Origin of the sequence: Nonomuraea sp. NPDC050227 (assembly GCF_044459705.1) — a bacterium.
In the GTDB taxonomy this organism is placed as follows: domain Bacteria; phylum Actinomycetota; class Actinomycetes; order Streptosporangiales; family Streptosporangiaceae; genus Nonomuraea.
Window position 1 is genome coordinate 484032 of record NZ_JBITJF010000005.1, and the last position, 11845, is coordinate 495876.

At 71.7% G+C, this 11845-nt stretch carries 10 protein-coding genes; 6 read left to right on the forward strand and 4 right to left on the reverse strand.

All coding sequences use genetic code 11. From position 1 onward, the window contains the following. The first annotated feature begins 67 nt into the window (after positions 1 to 67). Entirely contained in the window at positions 68 to 2530 is a 2463-nt protein-coding gene (locus ACIBK9_RS22510) for a SpoIIE family protein phosphatase (RefSeq protein WP_397160799.1), read from the forward strand. Here the strand turns inward: ACIBK9_RS22510 and ACIBK9_RS22515 are convergent. The 3 genes from ACIBK9_RS22515 to ACIBK9_RS22525 form a co-directional block, all read right to left on the reverse strand. After that, a complete protein-coding gene (locus tag ACIBK9_RS22515; RefSeq protein WP_397160801.1) occupies positions 2520 to 3455 on the reverse strand; it encodes an aldose epimerase family protein in 936 nt (311 codons plus the stop codon). The two genes, ACIBK9_RS22510 and ACIBK9_RS22515, sit on opposite strands and share 11 nt — an antisense overlap. Further along, positions 3452 to 4414, reverse strand: a complete 963-nt coding sequence (locus tag ACIBK9_RS22520; RefSeq protein WP_364342723.1) for a LacI family DNA-binding transcriptional regulator — start codon at positions 4412 to 4414, stop codon at positions 3452 to 3454. The genes ACIBK9_RS22515 and ACIBK9_RS22520 overlap by 4 nt, the downstream gene beginning before the upstream one ends. An 82-nt stretch (positions 4415 to 4496) precedes the next feature. Further along, positions 4497 to 5291, reverse strand: a complete 795-nt coding sequence (locus tag ACIBK9_RS22525; protein ID WP_397160804.1) for an NAD-dependent epimerase/dehydratase family protein — start codon at positions 5289 to 5291, stop codon at positions 4497 to 4499. A gap of 135 nt (positions 5292 to 5426) precedes the next feature. Here ACIBK9_RS22525 and ACIBK9_RS22530 point away from each other — a divergent pair, with 135 nt between their 5' ends. The 5 genes from ACIBK9_RS22530 to ACIBK9_RS22550 all read left to right on the forward strand — a co-directional run bounded on the left by ACIBK9_RS22530 (position 5427) and on the right by ACIBK9_RS22550 (position 10275). Next, complete coding sequence (locus tag ACIBK9_RS22530; RefSeq protein ID WP_397160806.1) at positions 5427 to 6734, forward strand: extracellular solute-binding protein; 1308 nt, start codon at positions 5427 to 5429, stop codon at positions 6732 to 6734. Continuing rightward, positions 6731 to 7657, forward strand: coding sequence for a sugar ABC transporter permease (locus ACIBK9_RS22535; protein ID WP_358291853.1), 927 nt, complete (start codon positions 6731 to 6733; stop codon positions 7655 to 7657). Before ACIBK9_RS22530 ends, ACIBK9_RS22535 begins: the two co-directional genes overlap by 4 nt. Beyond that, positions 7654 to 8514 (forward strand): carbohydrate ABC transporter permease, encoded by an 861-nt coding sequence (locus tag ACIBK9_RS22540; protein WP_397160808.1) that lies wholly within the window; start codon positions 7654 to 7656, stop codon positions 8512 to 8514. Before ACIBK9_RS22535 ends, ACIBK9_RS22540 begins: the two co-directional genes overlap by 4 nt. A gap of 66 nt (positions 8515 to 8580) precedes the next feature. Further along, on the forward strand, positions 8581 to 9342 hold the full coding sequence (locus ACIBK9_RS22545) for an IclR family transcriptional regulator (RefSeq protein WP_397160810.1): 762 nt from the start codon (positions 8581 to 8583) through the stop codon (positions 9340 to 9342). A 24-nt stretch (positions 9343 to 9366) separates the two neighbouring features. Continuing rightward, a complete protein-coding gene (locus tag ACIBK9_RS22550) occupies positions 9367 to 10275 on the forward strand; it encodes a 5-dehydro-4-deoxyglucarate dehydratase (RefSeq protein WP_397160812.1) in 909 nt (302 codons plus the stop codon). Between the two features lie 60 nt (positions 10276 to 10335). On the opposite strand, the gene ACIBK9_RS22555 is transcribed toward ACIBK9_RS22550, so the two are convergent. Further along, positions 10336 to 11808, reverse strand: a complete 1473-nt coding sequence (locus ACIBK9_RS22555; RefSeq protein ID WP_397160814.1) for an aldehyde dehydrogenase (NADP(+)) — start codon at positions 11806 to 11808, stop codon at positions 10336 to 10338. Positions 11809 to 11845 lie beyond the last annotated feature (37 nt).

The following is an 11845-nucleotide window of genomic DNA, read 5'->3' on the forward strand; positions in this document are numbered from 1 at the left end:
AACGGCACCCATCTGACACTCTGACTGTGACCGAACTGCCACAACGAGTGATGTTCTAGGACGCACAGTGGACACGACCAGAGTGTCGAGCACAGCCTTCGACGGCACTCCGCACGCCCCGGCGCACGCGCGCCGCTTCATCCGCCAGGTGCTCGGCGAGTGGCGCCTCAACCACCTGACGGAGGACGCGGTGCTGCTGACCAGCGAGCTCGTCACCAACGCCGTGCTGCACGCGGGCACCGGCATCGAGCTGACCTGCCGCCTCGACGTCGCGGCGAGCCCGGCCAGGCTGGAGATCGAGGTCGACGACCACCGGCCCGGCAGGACGGTCCCGACCCCCGAGGCCATGTCCACCGACCCCGCGCGCACGTCCGGGCGCGGGCTGGCGCTGGCCGCCATGCTGGCCGACGCCTGGGGCGTCACCTACACCAGGACCGCCAAACGGGTGTGGGTCCGCATGGAGCTGACCGACGGGCCCGACCACCAGGAGGTCATGGTCGGCACGCCGGGCCTGGCGCCCGCCACCGTGGCCGCGCCCATCGAGGGGCTGCACGTCGGGGTACTGCTCGCCGACGGCGACGGGACCGTGCAGTCGTGGAACTCCGAGGCCGAGCACCTGCTGGGCTGGACGTCCGAGCAGGCCGTCGGCAGGCCGCTGGCCGACCTGGTGGCCTGGCGCGGCCACGGCCCGTACGCGATGTCCCTGTCCGGCACCCTGTCCCTGGGCCGCTGGCGGGGCGAGGCGCGCATGCGCCACCTCGACGGCCGGCTGATCCCCGTCTACGTCTCCCACGTGCGCAGCCGCGGCGGGCCGCAGGACCGGCGGTCGATCTGGATGATGGTGGCCGGCGACCACCGCTACGTGCTGACGCCGCCGGCCGCGCCGCTGCGCCGGGAGGCCGGGCGGCGGATCAAGGACCTGCTCGACCGGAACATGCCGTTCGCGGAGGTGCTGGACACCATCGCGCGGATCGTCCAGACCAGCAGCGGCGGCGACGCGGCGTACGTGCTGCTGGCCGCCGAGGGCGGCGACCGGTTCGGCGTGGCGGCGGGCGCGGGCGCGACGGCGGGGCTGGTCGGCGTGCTGGCCGCGGGCGTGTTCGGCCCCGACGGCAGGACGCCGTCGATGATCGACGACCTGCTGGCCGGCGACGTCGAGCTGGCCCAGCAGCTGCGGGCCAGGTCGCTGGCGTGCGCGCCGATGAGCGTGGGCGGCGAGGTGACCGGCTACATCGTGGTGACCGCGGCCCAGCCGGGCCGCTTCGACCAGGAGCTCACGGTCAGTCTGCAGCACATCGCCGACCAGGTGGCCGTGCCGGTGCAGCGCGAGCGGCTGGCCGAGCGCGAACGCGCCCACCGGGGCCGCCTGTCGTTCCTGGCCGAGGCGGGCGAGCTGCTGGCCGGGGTGCACGACGAGGAGCTGATCGCCGCGCTGACCGCGCAGCTCGTCGTGCCCAAGATCGCGACGTGGGCGGCGGTCTACCTGACCGATCTGGCGGGCATGACCAGGCTCGCCCACGTCTGGCACAGCGAGGAGCGCTACAACGCCAACCTGCGCAGGTCGCTGCCGGCGATCCCGCGCACCGCGCTCAACGAGGTGAGCTGGCCGGTCGGCCCCGAGACGGTGTTGTCGTTCCCGCTGCTCACGCAGGGCAGGTCGCACGGCGCGCTGGTGATCGGCCGCGCCGAGCCGACCCTGCCGCTGGAGCTGGCCGACCTGCTGGCCGACCTGTGCCGGCTGGTCGCGCTCAACCTGCACACCGCCATGCTGTACGCCCGCCAGGCGACCACCTCCCGGGTGTTGCAGCGCAGCCTGCTGCCCATGCGCGTGGCCCCCATGCCGGGCCTGGAGTCGGCGGTCGTCTACGAGCCGGCCGAGGAGGGCGCCGACGTGGGCGGCGACTTCTACGACCTGTTCACCGTCTCCGACCACTGGTGCTTCGCCCTCGGCGACGTGTGCGGCAGCGGCCCCGAGGCGGCCGCGGTGACCGGCCTGGCCCGGCACGCCGTCCGGCTGCTGGCCAAGGAGCACTACACGGTGGCCGACATCCTCGACCGGCTCAACCAGGCCCTGCTGGAGGAGGGCGACGACGGCCGTTTCCTGAGCCTGCTGTGCGGGGAGCTGATCCCGCTGCCCCAGGGCGGCGCGCTGTGCACGATCGCGTCCGCCGGGCACCCGCCGCCGCTGCTGCTGCGCGCCGACGGCGCGGTCGACACGGTGGCCGCGCCGCAACTGCTGCTCGGCGTCGAGGCCGGCGCCAGGTTCTACGTCGAGACGTTCGAGCTGGCGCCGGAGGAGGTGCTGCTGTGCGTCACCGACGGCGTGACCGAGCGGCGCGACGGCGACCGGCTGCTCGACGACGACGACGGCCTGTCGGCGCTGCTGTCCACCTGCCGCGGACTGAGCGCCCACGCGGTGGCCGAACGCGTGCGGCACGCGGTCGAGACGTTCGCCCAGGAGCCGTCGCAGGACGACGTGGCGCTGCTGGTCATCAAGGCCGCGACGGAGCTGCGCGGGGTCAGGCCGTGAAGCGGTAGGTGGTCGAGGAGGTGTGGCGCTCGCCGGGCCGCAGCACGGTCGAGGGGAAGTGCGGCTGGTTCGGCGAGTCGGGGAAGTGCTGGGTCTCCAGGCACAACCCGGCGAAGGGCCCGTACGGCGTGGCCACCCCGTCGAGCATGCCGCCCGTGTAGAACTGCACGCCCGGCTCGGTGGTGGTCACCCGCATGGTCAGGCCGCCCGCGCTGACCTCGATGTCGCCGTCGAGCACGTAGCAGTGGTCGTAGGCGCCGCCCATCCGCTCGCCCACCGCGTGCGGCTCGGTGAAGTCGAAGGGGGTGCCCTTGACCGGCGCGAGCTCCCCGGTGGGGATCTTGCCGTCGTCCACCGGGAGGTAGTGGGCGGCGTCCAGCCTGACCAGGTGACCGAGCACGTCGCCGCCGCCGGTCAGGTTGAAGTAGGAGTGGTTGGTGAGGTTGAGCACGGTGGGCGCGTCGGTCTCGGCGGCGTAGTCGAGGCGGAGGGCGTCGCCCTCCAGGGTGTAGGTGACCGCGGCGGTGAGCGTGCCGGGGTAGCCCTGGTCGCCGTCGGGGCTGGTCAGTTCCAGGGTGACGGAGGCGGGGGTGCGGGCGGTGATCGTCCATACCTTGCCGTCGAAGCCCTCGGTGCCGCCGTGCAGGCTGTTGGGGGCGTGGTTGACCGGCAGGCGGTGCTCGCGGCCGTCGAGGGTGAAGCGGCCGCCGGCGATGCGGTTGCCGTAGCGGCCGACCACGGCGCCGAAGTAGCGGCTGCGGGTGCGGTAGTCCTCCAGCGTGTCCAGGCCGAGCACGACGTCGAGGCCGGAGACCGCCAGCGAGCGCAGGACGGCGCCGTAGGTCAGCACCTCGGCGCGCAGCCGTCCGGACGACAGCTCCACGCGCTCGACGGTCTCCCCCGACGGCAGCGTTCCGAAGATCATGAGTTGGCCCTTCCCGTGGACTCGCGGACGATGAGGTCGGTGTCCAGGTTGATCACCGCGCCCTCGCCCTCTGACTGCAGCAGCAGGTCGACCGCCATCCGGCCGGCCACCGCGGCGGGCATCGCCACCGTGGTGAGCTTGGGCCGGCCGAGCCGCCCCGGCAGGATGTCGTCGAACCCGATGACGCTGATCCGGCCCGGCACCTCGACGTCCATCGCGGTGAGCCCTTCGATGAGGCCCAGCGCGACGAGGTCGTTGTAGGCCAGCACGCCGGTCGCCCCGCAGGCGGCCACCTCCGGCGCCACCGCCAGGCCGCCGGACTCGGTGGGCTGGTTGGGGCCGAAGAAGAGCAGGTCGAGGCCCGGCATCTCGGCCGCGGCGGCCTGCATCTCGTTGCTGGTCCACGAGCCGGGCGGGCCGGACAGCAGGGCGATCCTGCGGTGGCCGAGCCCGGCCAGGTGCTCCAGCGCGAGCCTGGCGCCCTTGCCGACGTCCATCAGCACCGCGGGCATGCCCTTGATCCGCCGGTTGACCAGCACGAACGGCACGTCCTCCGCCAGGCGTTCGATCATCCGGTTGGACAGCCGGGGGCTGCACAGCAGCACGCCGTCCACCTGCTTGGCGAACGTGCGGATCAGCTCCTCCTCGACCCGTGGATCCTCGTCGGTGTCGGCCACGAAGACGTGGTAGTCGCGCCCCCGCGCCTGCGCCTGCGCGGCCTTGATCAGCGGCGGGAAGAAGGGGTTGGCGATGTCGGCGACGATGAGGCCGAGGTTGAACGTGCGGCCGGTCGTCAGTGCCCTGGCCGCCCTGTTGGGCCGGTAGCCGAGGTCGTCGGCGGCGGCCAGCACGCGGTTCCGCGTGGCAGGATTGACCAGGTGCGGCGCCGAGAACGTGCGCGAGACGGTCGACACGTGCACGCCGCAGGCGCGGGCGACGTCTTTGATCGTCACCGTCATGGCCGTCCTCCTTGCAAACGGTTGCCAGAGCCAAGCCTTGACCTTCGGCGGTCCCGGCGTCAAGGTTTCTGCAACCGTTTGCCTACCAGGAGCCGCCGAGTTCGTTGAGCGTGAACATCCCGCCGGCGCGGTCGTGCACCGGGTCCGACAGGTCGGGCTCGCCCTGTTCGGCGACGAGGGCGGCGGCCTGGGGCTCGGAGTCGTCGCGGGGCTCGTAGCCGAGGCGGCGGGCCTCCTCCAGCGACCACCACCGGCGGGCGTTGCCCGAGACGCCCCAGACGACGTGGTAGCCGGGCGCGACCAGCGCGGCCTCCACCAGGCGGGCGAGGTCGCCGGGCGAGATCCAGGTGGCCAGGCCGCGGGTGTCGGCCGAGCCCTCGTTGCAGGTGCCGAGCCTGATCACGGTCACGTTCATGCCGAACCGGTCGTGGTACAGGCTGCCCAGGGCCTCCATGACGACCTTGCTGACGCCGTAGAAGGTGTCGGGCCGAGGGAAGGCGTAGTCGGGCAGGTCGGAGCCGTCCCGCGGCCTGGTGTGGAAGCCGGCCGCGTGGTGGCTGCCCATGAGCACCAGGTGCCGGACGCCCTCGTTCCTGGCGGCCTCCATGAGGACCTGGGTGCCGTTGACGTTGGCGTGCACGATGTCCTCCCACGGGTGCTCGCGGCTCTGGCCGCCCAGGTGGAGGACGGCGTCCACGCCCTTCATGGCCTCGGCCACGGCCGCGGGGTCGGCCAGGTCGGCGCCCGCCCATTCCTCGTCCGGTCCCGGCTCGACCGGCCGGAGGTCGGAGAGCCGCAGCGTACGGCCTGGACGGGCGAGCCGCGGACGGAGCAGCGTGCCGACTTTTCCCGCGGCGCCGGTCATCAGAATGCGCATGCCCACCGTTGTACACAATCCTGATTCAAATTCACATACTTGAATATTGACCGCCTTGTCTCGCGGTAGTTACCGTCACAGGAACAAGTTCATGCACACGACACGTGTCCACGTATGTGAACGGGAGGCGGTCTGATGTCACGCCGTTTGCTGGGGGCCGCGCTCGTCGCGGCCCTGGCCGCAACGCTGACGGGCTGCGGTTCCGGGGGATCGAGCAGGAACGACACGCTGGAGATCTGGATCAGGCAACCGCCCGACTCCGATTCCGCGAAGACGGCGGTGAAACTCGCCGACGCCTTCACCAAGGCCACCGGGGTCAGGACCAAAGTCGTCGCGCTCTTTGACGACTTCGAGACGAAACTCAACCAGCAGGCCGCCCAGAAGGCGCTTCCCGACATCGTCATCAACGACACCGCCCAACTCGGCAACATGCATTCGCAGGGCTGGCTGCAGGAGGTCGACAAAGGCCGGCTGGCCGGCGGTGACCAGCTCTCCGACCTGGCCTGGAAGGCGGCCACCGGCTCCGACGGCAAGTTCTACGGCGCGCCCTTCTCCGCGCAGGCCTTCGCCCTGATCGTGCGCAAGGACTGGCGGGAGAAGGTCGGCATGCGTCCGCCGGCGACCTGGGCCGACCTGGCCGCGCTCGCGCGTGCCTTCACCGAGAAGGACCCGGACGGCGACGGGCAGCAGAACACCGCGGGCTTCGTGATCCCGGCCGGCACCAAACGCGGCTACGCCTCCTGGTACGCCTCCTCCCTCGTCTACGCCAACGGCGGCGACTTCGTGAGGCCCACCGGACCCGGCAAGTTCGCCGCGATGACGGACGACCCCAGGACCGTGGAGGCAGTCCAGTTCCTCCAGGACCAGTTCTGCAAGAGCAAGACGGTCAATCCGGGCGCGGTGAGCAACGACACCACCGTCACGCACGAGGTGTTCGAGAAGGGGCAGGGCGGCATCTACCTGGTCGGGCCGTACGTGCTGGCCCGGTTCGTCAAGAGCGTCGGGACCGACAGGATCGAGGTGCTGCCGGTGCCCAAGGGCCCGTCCGGCGGTCCCGGCACCCTCGGCGAGGGCGAGAACGTCTACCTCATGGTCGGCTCGGACCTGGCCGACGCCCAGAAGAAGTTCGCCGAGTTCGCGATCTCCCCCGAAGGCCAGCGGATCGGTATGAACAAGGACGCCAACGGCGCCATCGTCCGTCTGCCCGTGAACAAGGGCGTCGACCTGGCCGCCGAGCGGCAGGACCCGCGCTGGAAGGTGTTCCAGGAGTCCTACGAGCACGCCGTCTACGCGCCGCCGGTGCCCAACTGGGCGCCCATCCGGCAGGACTCGGCCGACGTCATCAACACCGTGTGGGCCGACTGCGGCGCCGACGTCAAGGCCAAGATGGCCGAGCTGACCGCCAGGCTCAACCAGGAACTGCAGAGCCAGAAAGCGTCATGACCGCGACCGTCACGGGGACGCCCGCCACGACGGCCGCCCCGCGCCGCCGTGCCGGGCGGGCGCGGCGGCGCGGAACGCTGGTCGCCTGGCTCTTCCTCGCGCCCGCCCTGCTGCTGTTCCTCTACTTCAAGTTCATCCCGATGGCCCTCGGCCTGTGGAAGAGCTTCAACAAGGTCCAGTACGCCTCCGACGAATGGGTCGGCCTCGGCAACTACCGCACGATCATCGCCGACGACGCGTTCGTCTCGGCCGCCTGGCACAGTCTCGTGCTGGCGCTCGGCACCACGGTCGGCTCGCTCCTGCTCGGGCTCGTGCTCGCGCTGCTCATCGAGGGGCCCGCCCGCTACCTGTGGTTCGTCAGGACCGCGGCCTTCCTCCCGGTCGTCACCACGATGGCGGCGGTCGCCGAGGTGTGGCGGATCATGTTCCATCCGGGCGACACCGGCCTGCTCAACGTCGTCATCGGCTGGGTGGGCGTCGATCCGCAGCCGTGGCTGGGCAGCGAGGACTCCTCGCTCTGGTCGATCATGATGATGAGCGTCTGGCGCGGGACGCCGTACGACATGATGATCTTCCTGGCCGGTCTGGTCGGCGTGGACCGCAGCCTGTACGAGGCCGCCGCCGTCGACGGCGCCGCCACCCGGCACCGGCTGCGGCACATCACGTTGCCGGCGTTGCGGCCGGTGTTCTGGATCCTGTTCACGCTGGCCGCCATCCGCGGGCTGCGGGTGTTCGTCGAGGTGTACGTCCTGACCAACGGCGGCCCCAACGGCTCGTCGGAGGTGCTGATGACGCTGATCTACAAGCTCGGCTTCCAGAAGAACGAGCTGGGGGTGGCCGCCGCGGGCGGGATCGTGCTCTTCCTGGCCACGCTGGCGCTCACCCTGGTCGTGCAGACGCTGCGCAGGAGGCAGGCGACATGAGGTTCGACAGCGCCCTGGGCCTGGAGGCGCGCAAGGGGCCGGCGGCCACCCTCGGGAAGGTCGCGCTCTACTCGGCGATGGTCCTGGTCTTCACCGGGCCGCTGGTGGGGCTGCTGGTCAGCGCGTTCAGCAGGACGCTCGACCCGACGTCCTTCTCGTTGTGGCCGGACGACCTCACGCTGGAGAACTTCGTCCAGGCCGGGGAGAAGAACGTCTACCTGTACCTGGTCAACTCCTTCGTCGTCGTGGGGTTCGGGCTGCTGCTGCAACTGCTGGTGAGCGTGTTCGCGGCGTACTCGCTGGCGCGCAAGCGGTTCCGCGGCATGACCGTCGTGATGTTGCTCATGCTGGCCACGATGATGCTGCCCGAGGAGATCATCGCGATCCCGCTGTCGCTCGTCCTCGCCGACCTGCCCGTCCTGCACCTCAACCTGATCGGCACGTACGCGGGGATGATCCTGCCCGTCGGCGCCTGGGGCTTCTCGATCCTGGTCATGACGGAGTTCATGAAGGAGGTGCCGGTCGAGCTGGAGGAGGCCGCCCGCATCGACGGCGCGGGCGAGCTGCGCGTCTTCGCGACGATCATCGTGCCGCTGTGCCGGCCGGCGCTCGGCGTGATCGGCGTCTTCGGCTTCACCATGATCTGGGACCAGTACCTACTGCCGCTGATCGTCTCGACGGACTCCAGCACCTGGACCCTGCCCATCGCCCTGCGCTCGCTCCGCTCCGACGAGGAGGTCGGCATCGGCCTGCTGCTCGCGGCCTCCCTGCTGGCGCTGCTGCCGTCGATCATCGTGTTCCTGGCGTTCCAGCGGCAGTTCATGCGGGGTCTGACAAGTGGCGCGATTAAGGGTTGATGTCCATGTATCTGGACGGGATCCCATATCCTGACACCCTGAAGCCGCCGTCGAGATGGGACGAGTATGGAGCCACAGCTGGTCAAGTCCGCCGAGCGGACCGTACGCATCCTGGAGACCCTGGCGGAGTCCGCCGCCCCCATGACGCTGTCGGAGCTCCAGCGGCGCACCGGCTTCCCGCGCAGCAGCCTCCATGCCCTCATGCGCACCCTCGTCGAGCTCAACTGGGTCGAGACCGACACGACCAGGTCGGCGTTCGGGATCGGGCCGCACGCCCTGCTGACCGGCACCGCCTACCTCGACAAGGACCCGGCCCTGCGCTTCGCCCAGGAGACCCTGGAGGACCTGCGGGACGAGATCGGCCAGACCGTGCACTTCGCCCGCAGGGACGAGGCCCACGTCCTCTACCTGGCCACCCGCGAGTCGCGCGAGGCCGGTCACGTGATCCCCAGGGTGGGCCGGCGGCTGCCCGCCCACGTCACCGCGCTCGGCCAGGCGCTGCTCGCCCAGCTCACCGACGACGAGGTCGTGGCACTGCTGCCCGACCCGCTGCCGGCGCTGACCGAGCACACCATCACCGACCTGACCAAGCTGACCGGCGAGCTCGACCAGGTCCGCACCCGCGGCTGGGCCCTCGAACGCGAGCAGGGCACCCCCGGCGTGGCCTGCGTGGCCGTGGCGGTCGACTACCGCATCCCGGCCACCGACGCGATCAGCTGCTCGATGCCGGCCGCGCTGCCGCCCGCCGAGATCGAGCGGATCACCGAAGCGGTGATCAAGCACACCCGCAAGCTGGCTGCCACTCTGCGCAGGGAGGGCATCCGCTAGACCCCCTCGTTGGAAGGACTGCCGATGCGGCTGGATGGTGTTCTCTTCTTTCCCGTGACCCCCTTCGACGGCGACGGCGCCGTCTCGGAGCCGGTGCTGGCCGAGCACGTCTCCGCCGGGGTCGCGGCCGGGGCGGGAGCAGTGTTCGCCGCCTGCGGCACCGGTGAGTACAACGCCCTCGACCTCGCCGACTACGCCAAGGTGATGGCCACGTCGGTGGCGGCGGCGGGCGGGCGCGTGCCGGTGTTCGGCGGGGCGGGCGGGCCGCTGCCCACCGCCAGGGCCACCGCGCGGGCCGCCGCCGACAGCGGCGCCGACGGGTTGCTGCTGCTGCCGCCGTACCTGGTCAGCGCGCCGCCCGCAGGGCTGGTGCGGTACGTGCGGGAGGTCGCGGCGGCCACCGACCTGCCGGTCGTCATCTACCAGCGGGGGAACGCGCGCTTCTCCCCCGCCGCCGTGGCCGAGCTCGCCGCCCTGCCGAACGTGATCGGCTTCAAGGACGGGCTGGGCGACCTCGACCTGCTCCAGCGCATCATCCTGACCGTCCGGGCGGCCGCGCCCGCCGGGGAGTTCACGTTCTTCAACGGACTGCCCACCGCCGAGCTGACCGTGCCCGCCTACCGGGGGCTCGGGGTGAGCCTGTACTCCAGCGCCGTGTTCGCCTTCGCGCCCGAGATCGCGCTGGCCTTCCACCAGGCGGTGACCCGCGGGGACGACCTGCTCGTGCGGCGGCTGCTCACCGGGTTCTACCTGCCGCTGGTGGAGCTGCGGGACCTGGTGCCGGGGTACGCGGTCTCGCTGGTCAAGGCAGGCGTGCGGATGCGGGGGCTGGACGTCGGCGGTGTCCGCGCCCCCCTGACGGACCCGGCCCCCGACCACCTGGCCACCCTGCGGCACCTCATCGCGAGGGGCCTCGAACTGGCCACGCCCTGACCCGCTCTTCGCTTCGAGAAGCGCCTGGTGGGTCCGCTTTCCACGGCCGTGGGCGGCCTGTCACGCCGTCCGCGGGCGGCCGTCCACCCGGCGCGGGATCCCGAGGGGGTTGGCGTCCTTGAGCTCCTCCGGGAGCAGCGCCTCCGGCCAGTCCTGGTACGCGACCGGCGCCACCCACCGCCCGATCGCCGTCGCCCCCACCGACGTGTACGCCGACGTCGACGCGGGCCACGGCCCACCGTGGTGCATCGCCCAGCAGACCGCCACCCCGGTCGGCCATCCGTTCCAGATCAGCCGCCCCGCCTTCCGGCCGAGCACCTCGACGATCGCCTCGGCCTCGTCCGGATCGCCGCCGTGAACGGTCGCCGTGAGCGACCCCTCCAGCCGCTCCAGCACCCTCCTCAGCTCGGAAACCTCCCGATAGGTCACCACAACAGCGGCCGGTCCGAAGCACTCCTCCGCGATCCCCGGCAGCCGCTCGCCGAACGACTCCAGATCGGTCGTGAACACCTTGGGCGCCACCGCCCAGGCCCCCTCCCCCGGCTTCCCCTCCGCCAGCAGGGTCAGCTCGCCGAGCCGGCCGAGCCCGCCCAGATACCCGTCCCTGATCCGCTCGGCCAGCATGGGGCCGCCGCTCGTGCCCTCCACCGCCGCGACCAGCGCCTTGCGCAACTCGTCGTCCTCGGGCACGAACACGAGCCCCGGGTTCGTGCAGAACTGCCCGACCCCCAGCGTCAGCGACGCCGCGAACCCGCTCGCCACCTCCTGCGCCGGCGCCGACGGCAGCACCACGACGGGGTTGACGCTGCCCAGCTCGCCGTAGAAGGGGATGGGCGTCTCCCGCTCGTCGATCAGCTTCTGGATCGCCCTGCCGCCCGCCACCGACCCGGTGAACCCGGCCGCGACCACCCGCGGGTGGCGTACCAGGTCGGCGCCCGCCTGCATCCCCTGCACCAGCCCGAGCAGGTCCGGATAGGGCAGGGCGTTCCGTACGATCTTCGCCACCCGCTCGGACGTGTGCGGATGCCCCGGATGCGCCTTGACCACCACGGCACACCCCGCGGCCAGCGCCGAGGCGGTGTCCCCGCCGGCCACCGAGAACGCGAACGGGAAGTTGCTCGCCGCGAACACCGCGACGACCCCGGGCAGCGGATGGTTCATCCGCCGCACGTCCGGCCGCGGCGGCGTGAGCGCGGGGTCCGCGTGGTCGATGACGGCCTCCAGGTAGCCGCCGTCTCTGACGACCTGGGCGAAAAGCCGGAACTGGCCGGCCGTACGCGCCACCTCGCCCCGCAGCCGTGCCTCTCCGAGCGCGGTCTCCCGGTTGGCGAGTTGCCACAGTTCGTCCACGTGCGCGGCGAGCGCGTCGGCGACGGCCTCCAGCGCCGCCGCCCGCTCGTCCGCCGGGGTGGCGCGCCACGCGGCCCCGGCCGCCGTCGCCGCGGAGACGATCAAGTCGACCCCGGCGCCGTCGGTCTCGGGCAGGCCGCCGCCCACGGTCTCACCGGTCCTGGGGTCGTATCCGTAGATCATCGAGTGGCCCTTCGGAGTCTTGACACTTTCTCCGCCC